The sequence below is a fragment of the Helicobacter pylori genome, from assembly GCF_014497725.1.
GTDB lineage: Bacteria > Campylobacterota > Campylobacteria > Campylobacterales > Helicobacteraceae > Helicobacter > Helicobacter pylori_DE.
This window is the reverse complement of record NZ_JACTGF010000002.1, coordinates 126,000-144,301: the sequence shown is the minus strand read 5'-3', so window position 1 is coordinate 144,301 and position 18,302 is coordinate 126,000. Positions and strand designations below refer to the sequence as shown.

General features: G+C 35.3%; 14 protein-coding genes. 4 read left to right on the top strand and 10 right to left on the bottom strand.

Going from position 1 to position 18,302, the window contains the following annotated elements; translation table 11 throughout:
- Position 1: 1 nt before the first annotated feature.
- The 6 genes from virB11 to cagV form a co-directional block, all read right to left on the bottom strand.
- The gene (gene virB11, locus H7N69_RS02600) at positions 2 to 994 is read right to left on the bottom strand and encodes a cag pathogenicity island type IV secretion system ATPase VirB11 (protein ID WP_187884709.1); all 993 of its coding nucleotides are present in this window, start codon (positions 992 to 994) and stop codon (positions 2 to 4) included.
- A gap of 4 nt (positions 995 to 998) precedes the next feature.
- Entirely contained in the window at positions 999 to 1,598 is a 600-nt protein-coding gene (gene cagZ / locus H7N69_RS02595) for a cag pathogenicity island translocation protein CagZ (RefSeq protein ID WP_000418815.1), read from the bottom strand.
- A 134-nt stretch (positions 1,599 to 1,732) separates the two neighbouring features.
- Positions 1,733 to 7,285: a CagY family CD-EC repeat-containing protein gene (locus H7N69_RS02590; RefSeq protein WP_187884708.1), complete on the bottom strand. Its 5,553-nt coding sequence runs from the start codon at positions 7,283 to 7,285 to the stop codon at positions 1,733 to 1,735.
- Between the two features lie 14 nt (positions 7,286 to 7,299).
- Positions 7,300 to 8,868 carry a type IV secretion system apparatus protein CagX gene (gene cagX / locus H7N69_RS02585; protein WP_187884707.1) on the bottom strand — a complete coding sequence of 523 codons (1,569 nt, stop codon included), beginning with the start codon at positions 8,866 to 8,868 and terminating at the stop codon, positions 7,300 to 7,302.
- 51 nt (positions 8,869 to 8,919) lie between these two features.
- Positions 8,920 to 10,527, bottom strand: a complete 1,608-nt coding sequence (gene cagW / locus H7N69_RS02580) for a cag pathogenicity island VirB6 family T4SS protein CagW (RefSeq protein WP_078261631.1) — start codon at positions 10,525 to 10,527, stop codon at positions 8,920 to 8,922.
- Between the two features lie 4 nt (positions 10,528 to 10,531).
- Entirely contained in the window at positions 10,532 to 11,290 is a 759-nt protein-coding gene (cagV, locus tag H7N69_RS02575) for a cag pathogenicity island type IV secretion system protein CagV (RefSeq protein WP_000900781.1), read from the bottom strand.
- A 381-nt stretch (positions 11,291 to 11,671) separates the two neighbouring features.
- On the opposite strand from cagV, the gene cagU reads away from it, so the two are divergent.
- Positions 11,672 to 12,328: a cag pathogenicity island translocation protein CagU gene (gene cagU, locus H7N69_RS02570; RefSeq protein WP_187884706.1), complete on the top strand. Its 657-nt coding sequence runs from the start codon at positions 11,672 to 11,674 to the stop codon at positions 12,326 to 12,328.
- Between the two features lie 35 nt (positions 12,329 to 12,363).
- Positions 12,364 to 13,206, top strand: a complete 843-nt coding sequence (gene cagT, locus H7N69_RS02565) for a type IV secretion system apparatus protein CagT (RefSeq protein ID WP_000776468.1) — start codon at positions 12,364 to 12,366, stop codon at positions 13,204 to 13,206.
- 201 nt (positions 13,207 to 13,407) lie between these two features.
- Here cagT and cagS read toward each other — a convergent pair whose 3' ends face one another.
- The 4 genes from cagS to cagP all read right to left on the bottom strand — a co-directional run bounded on the left by cagS (position 13,408) and on the right by cagP (position 15,598).
- Positions 13,408 to 14,007 (bottom strand): cag pathogenicity island protein CagS, encoded by a 600-nt coding sequence (gene cagS / locus H7N69_RS02560; RefSeq protein WP_000069539.1) that lies wholly within the window; start codon positions 14,005 to 14,007, stop codon positions 13,408 to 13,410.
- 439 nt (positions 14,008 to 14,446) lie between these two features.
- Positions 14,447 to 14,827: a cag pathogenicity island type IV secretion system protein CagQ gene (gene cagQ / locus H7N69_RS02555; RefSeq protein WP_187884705.1), complete on the bottom strand. Its 381-nt coding sequence runs from the start codon at positions 14,825 to 14,827 to the stop codon at positions 14,447 to 14,449.
- Positions 14,764 to 14,943 (bottom strand): hypothetical protein, encoded by a 180-nt coding sequence (locus tag H7N69_RS07865; RefSeq protein WP_078266900.1) that lies wholly within the window; start codon positions 14,941 to 14,943, stop codon positions 14,764 to 14,766. Before H7N69_RS07865 ends, cagQ begins: the two co-directional genes overlap by 64 nt.
- A gap of 310 nt (positions 14,944 to 15,253) precedes the next feature.
- Complete coding sequence (cagP, locus tag H7N69_RS02550; protein WP_001958601.1) at positions 15,254 to 15,598, bottom strand: cag pathogenicity island protein CagP; 345 nt, start codon at positions 15,596 to 15,598, stop codon at positions 15,254 to 15,256.
- Positions 15,599 to 16,212: 614 nt separating this feature from the next.
- Here cagP and cagM point away from each other — a divergent pair.
- Positions 16,213 to 17,343 carry a type IV secretion system apparatus protein CagM gene (gene cagM / locus H7N69_RS02545; RefSeq protein ID WP_187884704.1) on the top strand — a complete coding sequence of 377 codons (1,131 nt, stop codon included), beginning with the start codon at positions 16,213 to 16,215 and terminating at the stop codon, positions 17,341 to 17,343.
- Between the two features lie 14 nt (positions 17,344 to 17,357).
- Positions 17,358 to 18,278 carry a cag pathogenicity island type IV secretion system protein CagN gene (gene cagN / locus H7N69_RS02540; RefSeq protein ID WP_187884703.1) on the top strand — a complete coding sequence of 307 codons (921 nt, stop codon included), beginning with the start codon at positions 17,358 to 17,360 and terminating at the stop codon, positions 18,276 to 18,278.
- The last annotated feature ends 24 nt before the right edge of the window (positions 18,279 to 18,302 follow it).

The following is an 18,302-nucleotide window of genomic DNA, read 5'->3' as shown; positions in this document are numbered from 1 at the left end:
ACTACCTATGTTTGATATAAAACTCATCACACTGTTTGTGGTGGTTGATATGAACGATTATATCAATCAAATCTTTAAAGCCTTCAATGAGACTTTCAAACTTGATATTCCTTGCTGCGCTATTAGATGAACTCATGTTAGCTAAACGAATAAACGCTTCTTCACTGCTCCCTGCATGCAGAGTGGTTAGCGTGCCTTTATGGCCGCTACAAAGCACATTATAAAAATCGTATGCCTCACTGCTTCTGAGTTCCCCTAAAATGATTCTATCAGGCCGCATTCTCAAACATGACTTTAAGCAATCAGCAGAGGTGATATTCCCACCAAAAAAAAGCTGTGTGTAGTTCTTGTGGTGTTTGAATACGATCTCTTCGGTGTCTTCAATGGATATGATCCTTTCTTCTTTGGGGATAAACTCCATGATGCTTTTGATATAAGTCGTTTTACCGCTTCCTGTGCCACCACAAACAATCACATTCTTACCAACAGCAATACCATCTTTAATCGCGCTGATCGCTTGTTCTTTGTTGTCTAGTAGATTATAAAAACCTTGTTCTTCAAAAAAGCTATGAGGATAGGTTGTTTTGCTAGGTATCCTTATGGATATGGAAATGGTTTCATCATTAACTGTAACAGGGGAAAGGACAATCTGCACCCTTTCACCATTCGCTAAATTGCTACTCAAAATAGGATTTTCATAGTTGTCTATTGTTTTTTTCTTGAAACTTGCACAACATCGAGCGAAGTGCATTAAACGAGATAAGCTAAAGGCTTTCTTGTTTCTCACATCAAACGGTTGCCATTCGCCATTATTTTTTAAAACCCATACAACCTTGTCCCCATTGTAACAAATCTCAGTGATATTTTCCATTTTTAAAAAATCACCAAAAAGTTCTTCAGTAGCATGCCTTAGAGGATTTAATGCCGCTTCTTTTAAAGCTCTTTCTACTTCTAAAAATTTTTTATCTTCTGCACTCAATCTGTCTTCAGTCATGTTCTTATTCCAAATTTAATTTTAACTGGGTTATCAATTTAGCCCTTTCTAAAGAAGTGAGATAAGTCTTATTTTTGCTCAAAATAATATATTTAGTCCCTATATCTTGGACAATCTCATTGAGCTTTCTCCCAAAATCATCTATCCCTAGAATCTGAAACGCCACGCCCATCATATTGCCATCTATGAATGGCGGTAAATACTCTCTTGGCAGATAAGAAGCCACTAGGTCTGAAATTCTTGCCACTTCATCACACATGAAATTATTGAAGTTGTCAGAAATTTCTGCAACAAACTCTCCAAGCGTTAGTTCATTTTTGATCGTGCTTTCTGCAAAAGTCTTTTCTTGTTTGCAACGATTGTAACTGGCTAACACAAGGTTGTTTAAATAGTTGTAATAAGTATCAAAACTAATAAAATTCTTTTGCATATTGATTCTTAACTCTTGAACTCTTCTCAAAAAATCTTGTGGATCGTTGCTATCTTTTAAAGAAATGGCGTAATTTTGAATAAACTTATCCCTTACTTCATTCGCATTTCTCATAAGAGAGCTGTTGCTGTCTAAGATCTTTTGTCTTTCTGCTTCATTGAAACCTAGTTCCATTGCTGTTTCCTTTCATTGTTTTTGCTTGGTTTTTTCCACCACTATATCCTCTAGAAGAGCCTAGTTGGTTTTGTCTTTTATTTTGTAAAGAACCGAGTTTAATAACATGAATACATTTTATCCTTTCTCTTGAATCAATTGCCACCTTTGGGGCTTGTGGTGATTTCTTCATGTTCTCTAGACAAAGTTTTGGTGCTTTGTTTGATGATTTCATCTACCACAGATTTGTTGGTAATTTTAACATCATACACGCCACTAAAATCAATATCGTCCATTGTGAGAATCTTAATACTATCGCCCTCATTTTTGTAAAAACTTGGGGGGATATTCATCAGTTGCCCTAGAATTTGATTAGACATCTGAGCTGAACTTTGCATACTGCCATTGATAGCTTGACCCAAAGCGTAATTAAATTCAGGTGTCCTTTCACTTCTGCCTTTGCCAAGGCCTATGAGTTTATCTAGGGCTATGATAGGCGCGGTTTGCAAGAAGCTATTAACCACGCTTGCTATCACAGCAAAGCCTATGCGCTTCATGAAGTGATTATTCACATAGCCATCTACCCCTGCTTCACCCAGCATGCCTGCTGCTTGAGCGTTTGCTAGAGGTATAATCACCCCATCAGGCGTAATGGCTTTAGTAAAGACTATCATTAAGCGTGTCATAATGGGTGTGCCACCTTTCACGCTTTGATAATTCCCATACACCTTAGTGCCTTTGTCTAATAAGATCATAGTGCCGTTCATGTTCCATACATCTTTGGCTACAACCCCACTCACTATACCCGTGAGGGTGGCATCTACTTTAGAAGTCAGAGTGATTTCAATGGGGGTGTATTGCGCTAAAACAAATGTGGGATCACTCTTGCCTATAAAGGCCTGTTTGACAGGGCTTGTTTCATCTTGTTTTTCTTCTTTCTTTTTATCGTCAATGGGATTACCATTTTCATCTACAAAATCCCCACTCTTTTCTTTTTTGTTCTTAAGAGCGATTTCGCTGATATTTTTAGCGGTTTCTGCGACATCTTTGTCTATCTTATTGCTTTCTGCTTTAGTTTCTGCTGTGGGTTTTTTACTTTTTTCTTTATCGTCATCTTTCTTATCGCCACCTAAAGCCTTAGCTAATTTAGCTTCTAAACTCTTATCCTTAATGGTTTTTTCTGTTTCGTATTGCTTGGTAATATCAGGCTCTATGGAAGCATAAATAGGATTATCGCTAGCTATTTTGTCCGCATCAACATTAGTGGCGTTAATAGTGGCAATATCGCCGCCATTTTTGAAATCCATTGGTAACAATGGATAACCTTTAGCCGCCATGTTATCAAAGGTTTTGCGGTTTCTTAGTTCGCTATAAATCCGATCCACTTCATCAGCTTGTCGTTTGATTCCTAGAATTAGTGCCCTTTCACTATCGCTCAAGCCTTCTAAACATTGCTCTATGGCCTCTTGATCAGTAGGGTCATCTAAGTTATCCAAGCACTCGCTTGCTTGATGCAACCTTTCTGTTTTACTCAATTGATTTTGTTTGTTCTGTGTCCTTTTATTTTGGATTTCTTGGATCAAATCGCTATAAAGGTTTTGGCATTTCCTTTTTTCTTCATCGGTCCTAGCCGTTTTCAAACAATCCAAGACAGCCTTTTCTCTGGCTTCTTGCAGGTATTTGAGCTTCTCTTCATCGCTCAAACCATCCAAACACTTCATGATAGCCGCTCTGTCGTTAGGATTGGCGTTTTTCAAGCAATCTTTTATCGCTTTATCTTTTTGTTGATGCTGTTTCTCTAAAAATTTTCTCGCTTCAGGGGTGAGTAATTTCTCGCATTCTTGTTTCTCTTTTTCATTCCTAGCTCTTGAAACGCAATCCAAATAAGCCTTAACGCTCTTTTTAACTTCTTGCTCTAATAGTTTTCTCGCTTCAGGCGTGAGCAATTTCTCGCAGGCTCTCCTTTCAGTTTCATTTCTAGCTTGAGAGAGGCAATCTTTATAAGCTTTAAGGCTCTCTTTAGCTTCTTCTAATAGCTTTCTCGCTTCAGGGGTGAGTAATTTCTCACATTCTTGTTTCTCTTTTTCATTCCTAGCTCTTGAAACGCAATCCAAATAAGCCTTAACGCTTTTTTTAGCTTCTTCTAATAGTTTCCTCGCTTCAGGGGTGAGTAATTTCTCGCATTCTTTTCTTTCAGCTTCGTTTTTGGCTTTTGATACGCAATCCAAATAAACCCTAACACTCTCTTTGGCTAAAACCTTTTTCTGCAAGTCTTTAGGGAGATCTTTGACACACCTTTTTTTCTCAGCTTCGGTTTTAGCGTTTTTCAAACAATCTAGCGCTTGATTCTCTAAAAATTTCCTCGCTTCAGGGGTGAGTAATTTCTCGCATTCTTGTTTCTCTTTTTCATTCCTAGCTCTTGATACACAGTCTAAATAAGCCTTAACACTCTTTTTAACTTCTTGCTCTAAAAGTTTTCTCGCTTCGGGCGTGAGCAATTTCTCGCATTCTTGTTTCTCTTTTTCATTCCTAGCTCTTGATACGCAGTCTTTGTAAGCCTTAACACTCTCTTTAGCTTCTTCTAATAGTTTTCTCGCTTCAGGCGTGAGTAATTTCTCACACTCTTTTTTCTCAGCTTCAGTTTTGGCTTTTGAAACGCAATCCAAATAAACCCTAACACTCTCTTTGGCTAAAACCTTTTTCTGCAAGTCTTTAGGGAGATCTTTGACACACCTTTTTTTCTCAGCTTCGGTTTTAGCGTTTTTCAAACAATCTAGCGCTTGATTCTCTAAAAGTTTCCTCGCTTCAGGGGTGAGTAATTTCTCGCATTCTTTTTTCTCATCTTCAGTTTTGGCTTGAGATACGCAATCCAAATAAGCCTTAACGCTTTTTTTAGCTTCTTCTAACTTTTTTTTCGCTTCAGGGGTGAGTAATTTCTCGCATTCTTTTCTTTCAGCTTCGTTTTTGGCTTTTGATACGCAATCCAAATAAGCCTTAACGCTTTTTTTAGATTCTTCTAAAAGTTTTCTCGCTTCAGGCGTGAGCAATTTCTCGCATTCTTGTTTCTCTTTTTCATTCCTAGCTCTTGAAACGCAGTCTTTGTAAGCCTTAACGCTCTCTTTAGCTTCTTCTAATAGTTTTCTCGCTTCGGGCGTGAGTAATTTCTCGCATTCTTTTCTTTCAGCTTCGTTTTTGGCTTTTGATACGCAATCCAAATAAGCTTTAACGCTTTTTTTAGCTTCTTCTAATAGTTTTCTCGCTTCAGGGGTGAGTAATTTCTCGCATTCTTTTTTCTCTTTTTCATTCCTGGCTCTTGATACGCAGTCTTTATAAGCTTTAACGCTTTTTTTAGCTTCTTCTAATAGCTTTCTCGCTTCAGGCGTGAGTAATTTCTCGCATTCTTTTCTTTCAGCTTCGTTTTTAGCTTGAGATACACAATCCAAGTAAGCCTTAACGCTTTCTTTAGCTAAAACCTTTTTCTGCAAGTCTTTAGGGAGATCTTTGATACACCTTTTTTTCTCAGCTTCGGTTTTAGCGTTTTTCAAACAATCTAGTGCTTGATTCTCTAAAAGTTTCCTCGCTTCAGGGGTGAGTAATTTCTCGCAAGCTCTCCTTTCTTCTTCATTTCTAGCTTGAGAGAGGCAGTCTTTATAAGCCTTAACGCTCTCTTTGGCTTCTTCTAAGAGTTTCCTCGCTTCAGGCGTGAGTAATTTCTCGCATTCTTTTCTTTCAGCTTCAGTTTTGGCTTGAGATACGCAATCCAAATAAGCCTTAACGCTCTCTTTGGCTTCTTCTTCTAAAAGTTTTTTCGCTTCAGGGGTGAGTAATTTCTCACACTCTTTTTTCTCAGCTTCAGTTTTAGCTTGAGATGCGCAGTCTTTATAAGCTTTCAGGCTCTCTTTAGCTAAAATATCGCTTTGTAAGTCTTTAGGGAGATCTTTCAAACACTTTTTTCGTTCTTCATCGGTTTTAGCGTTTTTCAAACAATCTAGAACCTGTTGTTCTAACTTTTTTTTCGCTTCAGGCGTGAGTAATTTCTCGCATTCTTTTTTCTCTTTTTCATTCCTAGCTCTTGAAACGCAGTCCTTGTAAGCCTTGACGCTCATATCAGCTAGTAGTTCTTTTTGCAAGTCTTGGGAAATATTTTTCAAGCACTCGTTTCGTTCTTCATCGGTTTTAGCGTTTTTCAAACAATCTAGCGCTTGTTGTTTCAATCTTTCTATAGCTTCTTTAGACAAGCCTTTCAAGCATTCGTTTTTCTCAGCCTCTGTTTTGGCGTTTTTGATACAATCCTTATACTCTTGAAGCTCTTTTTGAAGCTCTAATTCCTTACGGAATTTCTCTCTAATCTCAGGGTCATTTATGAGTTTTAGGCACTCTTTCCGTTCTTCATCGGTTTTAGCGTTTTTCAAACAATCTAGAGCCACTTGAACTTTTTGTTGGTTCAGTAAGCTTTTTTTCAGGTTTTCATCTTTGATTAAATCTAAACACTTGATTCTTTCTTCTTCAGTTTTGGCATTTTTGATGCAGTCGTTATAAGCCTCTAGAGTCTTTTTCATTTGATCTTGAAGTTTTTTGTCTTTGATAAGCTTCAAACATTCTTCATAGTTGCCACCATTACTAATACACTCATAAAAGGCTCTCAATGGGTTTTTGTCCTCAATTTCTGCAATATTCAAATAGTTGTATAAGGTTCTATTGGGATCGTCATTGAAGAAAAGATTCTTATCGATCATATTGCCTTTTTCATTCCGTTCTTTCAGCAATCGGTTATACTCTTGCCTTATTTGGATTTCATCATTGACATAAAGATTCCTGTCTTTGCTAAAACGAGAGCTTTTATCTTCCAAAGGTACAAAGTAGTGAAAAATGCTTCTAGAAAATAAAATAATCACGATAAGAACAGCGACTACAATGCCGCCAATAATGTATTTCTTTTTGCTTCCTTTGATAATCTCTTGATCGTTAGAGTCGTCAGTTATTTCTTCTAGCTTGTCTTCATCAAAATGGGTTTTAGTTTCTTGGGTTTTAGTTTCTGTGGGGTTGTTAAGATGATTGTCTGAGTTTTCTGTGGGGTTGTCAAGATGATTGTCTGAGCTTTCTGTGGGGTTGTCAAGATGATTGTCTGAGCTTTCTGTGGGGTTGTCAAGATGATTGTCTGAGCTTTCTGTGGGGTTGTCAAGATGATTGTCTGAGCTTTCTTTGGATTCTTTTAAAAGATCTTCAAAATGATTGGCTTCTGTTGCTTCTTCATTAGATAGATCTTGGGGTGAATCTTGTTGGGTTTTTTCAGAAGTTTCATCATCAATCAAGTCCGTTTGAGTTTCTTCTTGATGCTCATTATTTTCTTGATCGTCTTCTTCGTTCAGTTTTTGGGCTTCTTCATCTAAACTCTTTTGCTGAGTGAAAGGTCTTTTATCATCAACTAATTTTCTGGCTTTCTTGAATAACTTGTCTGCCAGACTGCCATTGCTAGATTCTGAAGTTTCATTACCTCCAGAATCCATTTGAGTTTGGGTTTCTTCTGGCTTGTCTTCATCAAAATGGGTTTTAGTTTCTGTGGAATTGTCAAGATGATTGTCTGAGCTTTCTTCTTTTAAAAGATCTTCAAAATGATTGGCTTCTGTTGCTTCTTCATTAGATAGATCTTGGGGTGAATCTTGTTGGGTTTTTTTAGAAGTTTCAAGTTTATCGTTTTCTTCATTCATGTCTTAACGCCTTTTTATTTATCTCTGACAAGAGGGAGCTTTTTGATCACACGCTCCAATTCACCATAATTTTTGATATTGTAATTTTTTGTCAATGGATTTTTCCCGTATCCTTTATTTATTACTGTTACAAGGGCTTTGTCTTTAATGAGCTTAAACTTTTCTGCAATTTCATTAACTCTATACCATCTCAATCCTGAATTGGTCATGTTAGGATCAATGGCAGCATCAGTCATGCTTAATTTCCCATCAGGTTGAACCACAAAAATAGCAGGTTGGAGAGTGATGTTTTTGAAACCAAAATAAGTGAATGTGCCATCATCAAAAATTTCAGAGGGCATAATATGTTTAGAGCGTTTTTCAGGCGCTTGGTAGTAATTGTAGTTTCTAGGCACAGGGTTTCTTTTTAACGCATTATGCACATATTGGGTCTCTAGCGCCTTTGCTTGATCTAAGATAATTTTTTGTTTTTCTTCTCTTATTTTTTCTTTGTTGATAATCTGTTCATTGCTCGCCATCATTACTCTATTGATGTAGGCTGTGGTGTTAAGATTTTCTTGCTTAATCAATTCTCTCTGCCTCTTTGCTTCTTCTCTCTTTTTTAATTCCTCTTCAATAACGCTAGAAACTTCGTGTCTTTGTGGGTATTCCAATTTGACTGTTAGATACGCTGAAGCAAAATTATCTTTTTGAGCTATTCTCAAAATGAATTGATACAAGGCTTTATTGGTCCGCACAACAAGATTAGTCCTCCAAGCGCTATCGCTAGGAGATAATTCTATGGAGTTATCCTCAGGGCTTTTTTGAGATTTATCTGTCTTAATACTGATTTTATCTTTGGCTCTTTGCTTGATTGTCTCTTCAGCTTGTTTCTTGTTGAGTTCTTCAATTTGTTTGAGCGCATTAGCTTGAGCCTGCTCTTGCATGTCCTCTAGTCGTTCCATTTGGTCTAATTCATTTTCTCTCTGTTGCTTGATCAATTCGCTAAGATTTTTGTTATTGCTCAAATTTTGTGGGTTACTCATAGCGTTAGTGAGATTTTCTAAATTGGCTCTATTTTTTGCACGCTCTTCTTTTCTTTTTTCTCTTTTATCTTTTTGCGCTTTTTGCGCCTGTTCTTTAGCTTCTTTTTCTTTTTCTAGAGCTTTTTTTTGTTCTTCTAATTCTTTAGGGTCAGGCGTATCTACGATAAGTTTTTTTGTTTTTAAAAATTCTTGGTAATCTCTTGTCATTAGGGCAAAATTCACTGCTTCTTTTTCAAACATGAGATTACTTTTTACCGATTTAGGTTGAATGAATATATGATTAGAATTAGGCACAATATTCCAACCTTTATTGAAACCTGTTGTGATGTAAGAAATAGTTTCATCTTTTTCAAGTTGGATCACAGTAACATTGTCTAATGAAGTCCAAATCGTGATGGGTTTTTCATCTCCCAAATAAGCAATCTTCTTATTCACCACTTTCACCCTGCCACGATTAAAATTTTTAATGTCAGGTGCTGCTGCTTCTATTGTGCTAGATAAAAATAAATAACCAAGACAGAAACAGCCAACAATTTTTTTAAAAAATGCCTGCCCCATCAACAATTCCTCTTAAAAAATATTTGTAATTTTAACACAAGAATATAGCGGCTAGCCTTTAAACATAGATCCACCAACTCTTCCCACTATTAAGGCATCTCTTTCTCTATCCATCCTGCTACCATCCATAGAAACAGAGCTGAAAATGGTATTAACGATCGCATTGACACTCTCAATAATCGTCTCTATGAAACCTTTTAAAATAAATAAAGTGATAAGACTCGCAATAGTTGAATCGATACCTAGTCCCCCTTGATTGATGTTCTGTATAGCAACAGAGGGCGTTATGGTCAAATTGAAAGCCAATAATGCCAAAACACCAAAGAGCAAAATAGGAATAGCTAGAACTAGGATAAACAAATTATTAATAAACCATATCAATATGTTTTTCATAGAATCTTTGAACCAATCTAGCACGATCAAACATACCGCAATAGGGAACACAATACCGCTAAAAGCCCCAGCTATCAAAGGTTTCACAACCACGGTGCTTATTCTCATAATGATAGTTACTTGCATAAAAATAGCAAATAAAGAAATACCTGCCACTTGCAAGCCTTGTAACAAACTAGGAGCGTTGTTGCCAACATTAGAAAAAACAGCTCTTACCGCAGGTAAAATTGAATTAACAGTGTAATTCAGCACTAAATCTAAAGCCCAAAAAAGAACTTGATTCAGCCCAAAAGCGCCTGCTAAACCAAAATAAATAGAATAAGAGATTTTATAAAGATAACCAAAACCTGCATAGGCGATAAAAGAGACCATCGCCATTTTGAATAATGTCCCCCCAACAAATCGCATGTATTCAAAACCTATGTTAATCTGAATGTTACTTGAAATATCTCTCAATTTCATAAAAGAAATAAAAACAAAAATCCCAAAAACAATATAAATCAGGTAAGAAACAAAATCAAGATATGACCCTTGCCCTATGATAATATCAGGCAGATTGACTACACCATATGCAGGAAGAACAGCAGCGTCCGCTCCTTTGACAACAGATTCTAATGCGGCAAAAGCAAGCATGGCTGTAGTGTTGTTTTGCAGTTTATTTGCAGTGAATTCTTTACCAATCAGCCAAATTAAACCATCAGCTGTAATATTCGTAGAAGCTTGAGCGGTTATTGAGCCAATTATTTGCAAAAGAATATTGCCTTTCACATTGTCCTCAACACCGCCTTTGGTAAAATTCTGAATCTTGTTGCTCAAATTGTCTAGCACGCTATCCATGGATACATCTATGTTTTTATTTATCAATGCGTTCCAACCAAAATTACAGCCACTTGATGGCGTTAGAGCAAAGCCTTGTATAGCTGTAGCAACACTTGCCCACGCCGATCCCCATAAAGGACCTAAAGTGTTCAAATATTTCACCAGATTGCTAGCGGCTAAACTTGTGGCTAATGGTGTGCTAAGCGCTTCGATCACACCCTGTCCTGAACTCTTTCCACTCCCTGATTGGCCAATAGATGTATAGCCTGTTAAAATATCTGCAAAACTCTTGTTGGTTAAAACATAACTCGGTATCAGCATGCAATAAACTGTTTGGTAAATTTTGAGATTTGAAACAATGGGCAAATCAATAGCTTTCAACCAATTGGGAACAATGAGAAAAAAACTCATGATCGTTATTAAAAAAGTCCTTTTAAGATTAAACATGCTCTTATTTCTCTAATGTCTTATTTTTCGCTTCCACTTCTTTAATCTTTCTCAAAATTTCGCTTACTGTCTGTTCGTTTTGTAAATCCGTGATTTGAATGTCAAACACTTTGAAGCCAAAAGGATTGATGATAAGATTTTCTTGAGAAGAGTTACCTCTAGCAAAATCATAATAAATAGTTACTTGTTTTTTAGTAATATATTCATAATTTTCCATCGTATCAGGTGTGATTTTGATGGTAATGAAAAATGTTAATCTCGTTAAGGGACTATTTTTGACTTTTTCTCTTTGTATGTTAGAGCTAATGATAGCTTCTGCTCGGACTTTATCCACGAATTGTCTGATATTTTCATTGAACATCCTCATTGCTTGGGTTTGGAAACTCACATCGCAATATTGCATCAGTTGATCCTTGCGATCTCTTAAAGAATTTTTACTATAACCAAACAGCAATGAGACAAATTTTGAAGTTGCGCTATCCACAACAGCTTCAGAATTGACAATTTGCCTAGCATCGGAGCGTTTGACAATTTTAAATTCTCCTGTGTATCGATCAATGCCATAAACAAATATATCCGTTTTCTTCAAAGGCATCATCATCACAATACTCGTTACAGCGGCGACATTGAGTGCCATAGAGAGATAAAAAGCCCTTTTGAAAGTCCTATTGGCCTTATTGAGTTTTGCCAATCTATCAAGGGCTATCACACCCCCAACCAAATTTTCATCAATCAAGACTTCTTCGTTTTTTTTCCCTAACATGCGACAGCTTTATTGTTTAATTATTGGTTTGTTGGTTGTAAAACTTGAGAGATTTTTCATTAAAAACTCCTTAAAATAACCCTAATTATAGCAAAATTTCTGTAAAAACTATGTATTTGAAAAACCTTTAACAAAAACCTTTTTGGATAAGGCATTAAACAAAGATACTTTGATAATTAATGTAAGCAGCGAATTGCTTCAAATAAGAAGCAAGATAAAACACGATGCAACTCAAAAAGTAAGAACGATGAGCAAGCAGTCGTAACTCAATAATGAAATTTTAGAAGCACCTAATTCAAAGAGATGAGACAATCACAACGTCATAGAGAGAATGGTATAATATCAAAATAATTTCTCAATTTAATTCTTGAAAGGAGTTTCATGAACGATACAACAGAGCATCATGGATCCAATCCGCTAAACGCCCCACCACCTAGCAACTCACAGAGCAACGATCTCTTAAATTTGCTAGACTCGTTATATCCTAAAGGGAGTTTAGGGGAACAAAGATTTCACGAAGCTTTAAAGAATCAAGAAGAGTTGAAAAATATCCTAATAGAAATAGAAAAGCTACCGCAAGAAAAAAGGTATGAACTTCTGATGCAGATAGGACAAGCCAAACAGAGAATAATGGAAGCATACGCTCATTCATTCTTAGGGTATATAGGGGGACTAGAGTATCTGTTAGGATTGTGTATGGGTGGGATATTTGTTTTGTTTGCAGTCTATTTTGTCTTTTTAAGAACTAGCAAAAACACAGAGCTAGTGGAAAGTCTAAAAACAAAACTAAAACTTCAGTATTTTTACTATGCCTTTGGCGTGGGTGCGGTTTTGTTTTTTGGATTAGAGACAATTAGATCTATTTATGAACTGTATATATTAGGAATTGGTAGCACTAACGACAAGGTGCTCTTTGTTTTGAAAAACATTTGCTTCATAGGTATGGGCTATTTGATTTGTAAAGTTATTAAGGTTATTGGTATAAAAAATTTTATCAATGGTCTTTTCACTTCAAAGAAACAAGGCGGTGCAGAATGAAACTAATGAAACGAGAGCAATAAGGAGAAACAATAATGAAACTGAGAGCAAGTGTTTTAATCGGTGCGACAATTCTGTGCTTAACTTTAAGCGCGTGCAGTAATTATGCGAAAAAAGTGGTGAAACAAAAGAACCATGTTTATACGCCTGTGTATAATGAATTGATAGAGAAGTATAGTGAGATACCCTTAAATGACAAGCTCAAAGACACACCATTCATGGTGCAAGTGAAGTTGCCAAATTACAAGGATTATTTGTTGGATAATAAACAAGTTGTACTAACTTTCAAACTTGTTCACCATTCTAAAAAGATTACGCTCATAGGCGATGCCAATAAGATCCTTCAATACAAGAATTACTTCCAAGCTAACGGGGCAAGATCTGACATTGATTTTTACTTGCAGCCTACTTTGAATCAAAAGGGTGTGGTGATGATAGCGAGTAACTACAATGATAATCCTAACAACAAAGAAAAACCGCAGACCTTTGATGTGTTGCAAGGGAGTCAGCCAATGCTAGGAGCTAACACAAAAAACTTGCATGGCTATGATGTGAGTGGAGCAAACAACAAGCAAGTGATCAATGAAGTGGCAAGAGAAAAAGCCCAGCTGGAAAAAATCAATCAGTATTACAAAACTCTCTTGCAAGACAAGGAACAAGAATATACCACTAGGAAAAATAACCAACGAGAAATTTTAGAAACCTTGAGTAATCGTGCAGGTTATCAAATGAGGCAGAATGTGATTAGTTCTGAGATTTTTAAGAATGGCAACTTGAACATGCAAGCCAGAGAGGAAGAGGTTAGGGAGAAGTTGCAAGAAGAAAGAGAGAATGAATACTTACGCAATCAAATCAGAAGTTTGCTCAGTGGTAAGTGATTGAAAGAAAAGGAGAGAATAGATTTTTCTAAGAGTAGAGAGCAACGCCAACGGGCGTTAGCTTTACTTGATAGGTAAGGCGATCAGGTAGGTAATCTTTTTAAAGCACTCATCATTTTTTAATTCTGTCTCTGCCCAAGACGAATATTTTTCAAACTGAATTTTGTTAGTTACACCGAGATTTTTTGTTCGTTTTCCACATCAAGCATTTTGCACTCCTTTTTCTTCCATGTATTTTTCAAGATCAAATTTCATCAGCAAATCCCTAACATAGTCGTTATATTGTTCAATGGTTTTTAGATTAGCGTAGAAATTCACTTCTTCATCTGTCATCACAAACAATTTCAATAGTGGGAGCTTAGTATCATACAATTCTATTTGCGAGTCCATTTCTCTAATACTCATCTTGAACATGATGGGCTTACTGAAGAAAGGCAGAAATATTCCAAGAATTGATCGATCAAATTTAGAGAATAAGAAATTAGGATTCTCTGCAATCGCATGCAACAGCTCCATAGTCTCACTCTCAAGCAATCGATAAACCTTTTTAAACTTATCAACACCAATGCTTTTGATAACAGCGCGATAATCTTTCATGTAATTTCTTAGAACCTTATCTAACGCTCCCTTGTTTGTATGCATCTGCTTGAAAAAATCATGCATGGTTTTTATTTGATCTATGATTTTCTTTTTTTCATCAGTGTTTAAAAGTTCGTTCTCCTGCAAACTCTCAATAAGTTTTTCTTTCTTATCTTTTGAGTTGGCAATCATTAAGAAGAGTTTTCGCATGTTATTACTCATATCGTTCTTGATCCCTTCAATGGATTTTGTTTCTCTTTAGATTGTTCAAATCGTAAAGTTTTATATTAAAATTATACAATATCTGTTGTGTGAAAATTTCAGAGCGGTCATAATTCAAAGAGCAAAAAACTATTTTTTAACCATAAAATATTGTTTCAATCACTCTTATATCTATTTTTCAAAACCTACAAAAAACGCTTTCACAAATAGCCCTAAAAACCGATTTAAAAAGTTTTAATATTATATATTATTTTTAAAAAGCAAGATCGGTCGTAAAAATGCGTTACAACTAAAATAAAGGGTCAAGATAACTCATTTTCAAAAAGGAGTCTTAAGTAATAAAATCATAATATTCAGCTAGTAATCTATTGCCTTGTTGATCAAACAAAGCTCTGCATGAAAGATGAAAAAAATTCATCTTTAGATAGTTAATACACCACTAGAATCTTACTTGAGAGACACTCATTTTATTAGCGGTTTTGTCTGATTTGTTGCTACCAAAACCATTACTAACCAAAGCAGATCCCATGTTTTTGATACTATCGAATCCATTCTTCAGCACTTCTGCCATAAAATTCTTGATATTGTCCATAGGCAAGTTAAATTTTTTCCCTAATGCTTCATTAAGTCCCATCATTAACATCAGGAAGAACAAAAAATTTAATATCATAGAAAACAAATCACTGGATAAACCTGTAAAAAGATTTGTTCCGCCACCCAACAAAGAAGCTAAAATTTTTCCCATGATCAGTCCTTTTATTTTTGGTTGTGTAAGTTCTTGCTTGTTCGGATCTCTAATGCGTGTTTTAGTAGGAAGCATTTCACAATAGCATACCTAAAGCTACTAAGAAAATTCTTGAATCTAAGATTACTCATGAAATCAAGCGGTAAGCAACCACCAATCGCAAAAAAATCAAATATTTTGCCACCAAACAAGCCATATCCTTTTTATTTTTATCTCCTAATTATAGCAAATTTTTCTCAATATTAATTTGGAAAACCACCACCATATCAAAAACAAATTACTAACACACTAGATGCAGAATTATTTTTAAAAAACGCTCCTTTAAATTTAAAATCATGGGGTTTTAGGATTTGAATACCAAAAATAGATTGGTTTTTTCAAATAAGCTAGCTTTGGGTATGCACTTAAAAAGATTTTAGTTTTTAGTCAGTAAGGTTTTATGCTAATGTTTGGAAATAAAGAAATTTCTCTAAATCAAGTCTTGAGAAATTTTTGAACGAATCATAAGAACCAATTTTGCCATTGAGTCATAAGTATGATTAGCTTCATTGTGAAATTCGCGTGGCTTAAGAGATAGTATTTGCTTATTATGCTGAGAGAAACGAGTAGCAAAAGATAAGTAGTGTAATAAAAAAAGCTAGGTTTTATTATAAGAGCAAACAAGAATAATATTGGATAAACTAAAATCACCCCTGCCCCATAAGAAAAAAGCGCTATTAAAAAACCTATAACGATAGAGCTGATATTGAACAGCCTATAATAAAGGCTGTACTTATCTAAATGTTTGTTGAAAGAATGTTTGAATTGTAAAAAGTTTTGTTTTAATTTGCTAATCGGTCGTTTCATTTTGGTTTTGAAAGAACTAGTTCAAGGCGGTGAACCTATAAAGGAGCAAAGGAGCATAGGAAATAATAAGTATTTTACAAAACCACCTTAATCTAGCTCAAAATCCCAAAGAATACCCTACTATGCTGATACTAACATGTGATATAACACAAACCAACGATTTGTTTGTTTATGTCAAACAAAGAATAGAAAACACCTATCAAGGAATAAAGGAGTTTCTATCCAAAAAACACCAATCCATTGTATAAAAATAACCTTAAGAGAAACTTAAAAAATACCAACAAGTCGCATACAAGCAAGAAAAACATAACATTATATTAAGAAAGGTAATGTTATTGTTATACCAAAAAATGGAAAAAAGCCCTTTTGAATTTTTATGATTCCAATAATCCCTAATCTGATCCAATCAAAAACTTTTTTGAATACTAGCTAAACACGCTCAGATGTGATCTATTATTTTTCAAAAATGAGCTATTATTTTATTAACTTGATACTCAAAGACCTAGACTTTACTTACCTTTTGAATATGGAAAAGTTTTGATCCATAGTTTTGTGGAAATTGTGGTAAAATGTGTTGGTATTTTTTGAAAATTTAAGGTTACAAAAACTATAAGATGCTTGCAAAAATCGTTTTTAGCTCATTGGTTGCGTTTGGAGTTTTGTCGGCTAATGTGGAGCAGTTTGGTTCATTTTTCAACGAGATTAAAAAAGAACAAGAAGAAGTGGCTGCAAAAGAAGACGCTCTTAAAGCTCGCAAGAAGCTCTTAAACAATACGCATGATTTCTTAGAAGACTTGGTTTTTAGAAAACAAAAAATCAAAGAGCTTGTGGATTACAGAGCTAAAGTCCTTTTAGATTTAGAAAACAAATACAAAAAAGAAAAAGAGGCTCTAGAGAAAGAGACAAGAGGTAAAATCCTTACTGCTAAGTCAAAGGCTTATGGTGATCTAGAGCAAGCCTTAAAAGATAACCCTCTTTATAAGAAACTTCTTCCTAACCCTTATGCCTATGTTTTAAACCAAGAAACATTCACCAAAGAAGATAAGGAGCGTTTGAGTTATTACTACCCCCAAGTCAAAAACAGCAGCATTTTTAAAAAAACTACCGCTACCACTAAAGATAAGGCTCAGGCTTTGCTTCAAATGGGTGTGTTTTCTTTAGATGAAGAGCAAAACAAAAAAGCGAGCCGATTAGCTTTATCTTACAAGCAAGCGATTGAAGAATATTCCAATAACATTTCTAATTTATTGAGCAGAAAAGAATTGGATAATATAGATTATTACTTGCAGCTTGAAAGAAACAAATTTGACTCCAAAGCAAAAGATATTGCTCAAAAAGCCACCAACACGCTTATTTTTAACTCGGAACGCTTGGCGTTTAGCATGGCGATTGATAAGATCAATGAGAAATACTTAAGGGGCTATGAAGCTTTTTCTAACTTGTTGAAAAATGTCAAAGATGATGTGGAATTGAATACTTTGACTAAAAACTTCACCAACCAAAAATTGAGTTTCGCTCAAAAACAAAAATTGTGTTTGTTGGTTTTAGACAGCTTCAATTTTGACACCCAATCCAAAAAATCTATATTAAAAAAGACTAATGAATACAATATCTTCGTAGATAGCGATCCTATGATGAGCGACAAAACAACTATGCAAAAAGAACACTACAAGATATTTAATTTCTTCAAAACAGTGGTTTCTGCATACCGGAACAATGTTGCCAAGAATAACCCCTTTGAATAGGAAAGGAGACGCTCTTGAAAAGTATCTTCAAAAAATTAGGTTCTGTCGCTCTTTATTCTTTAGTTATTTATGGGGGCTTAAACGCTATCAATACAGCATTATTACCGAGTGAATACAAAGAATTGGTGGCTTTAGGCTTTAAAAAAATCAAAACACTCTATCAAAGACATGACGACAAAGAAATTACAAAAGAGGAAAAAGAATTCGCCACTAACGCTTTGAGAGAAAAATTACGGAATGATAGGGCGAGAGCAGAGCAAATTCAAAAGAATATTGAAGCGTTTGAAAAAAAGAACAACTCTTCTGTTCAAAAAAAAGCGGCTAAGCACAGAGGATTGCAAGAATTAAACGAAATTAACGCTAACCCTTTGAATGACAACCCTAATGGCAATTCTTCCACTGAAACCAAATCTAATAAAGATGATAACTTTGATGAGATGATCAATAAGGTGAATGAAGCTTTTGTGAAACCTGCTGCTCCGCTTGTGCCTGATGAGTGGAGAACGCCTGAAATTGAAATCGTTATCAATAAGTGTATTATTTCAAGCAACGATTATGATGGGTTAAGAAAGTGTTTGATCAAAGGAATCAAGGATCAAAAAATTCTTGCCCCCTTATTAGAAAAAATTCAAGAAATAGAGACAGAAAATAACAAGTTTTCTAGACAACACCTGAGTGGTTTAAAACTCGCTCTTAATAACAGCGACAATAGAACCTTTCTTATAGCTTCGTGCGCTATTTGTGAGAAGAGAAAAAAAGAAATGGAGCAAGAAAATAACTACCAAGATACTACAAATGCAAGCGAGTTTGGAGCTACTGATACAAAAGAAAATGAAGCAAAAGATGCAACATCCTCAAACAATCGCTCTAAATCCGAACTGCCCAATAGCGTCATTAATCAAATAGAACAAAGCATCGCTCATGGAAAAAAATAGCGATCCAAATTATTAGCTCAAAAA

Coding starts and splice junctions, on each gene's coding strand:
- H7N69_RS02590 (WP_187884708.1), bottom strand. CDS start 7,285: ATGAATGAAGAAAACGATAAACTTGAAACTTCTAAAAAAACCCAACAA.
- cagZ (WP_000418815.1), bottom strand. CDS start 1,598: ATGGAACTAGGTTTCAATGAAGCAGAAAGACAAAAGATCTTAGACAGC.
- cagW (WP_078261631.1), bottom strand. CDS start 10,527: ATGTTTAATCTTAAAAGGACTTTTTTAATAACGATCATGAGTTTTTTT.
- cagM (WP_187884704.1), top strand. CDS start 16,213: ATGCTTGCAAAAATCGTTTTTAGCTCATTGGTTGCGTTTGGAGTTTTG.
- virB11 (WP_187884709.1), bottom strand. CDS start 994: ATGACTGAAGACAGATTGAGTGCAGAAGATAAAAAATTTTTAGAAGTA.
- cagT (WP_000776468.1), top strand. CDS start 12,364: ATGAAACTGAGAGCAAGTGTTTTAATCGGTGCGACAATTCTGTGCTTA.
- cagP (WP_001958601.1), bottom strand. CDS start 15,598: ATGAAACGACCGATTAGCAAATTAAAACAAAACTTTTTACAATTCAAA.
- cagS (WP_000069539.1), bottom strand. CDS start 14,007: ATGAGTAATAACATGCGAAAACTCTTCTTAATGATTGCCAACTCAAAA.
- cagQ (WP_187884705.1), bottom strand. CDS start 14,827: ATGCTTCCTACTAAAACACGCATTAGAGATCCGAACAAGCAAGAACTT.
- cagX (WP_187884707.1), bottom strand. CDS start 8,868: ATGGGGCAGGCATTTTTTAAAAAAATTGTTGGCTGTTTCTGTCTTGGT.
- cagU (WP_187884706.1), top strand. CDS start 11,672: ATGAACGATACAACAGAGCATCATGGATCCAATCCGCTAAACGCCCCA.
- cagV (WP_000900781.1), bottom strand. CDS start 11,290: ATGTTAGGGAAAAAAAACGAAGAAGTCTTGATTGATGAAAATTTGGTT.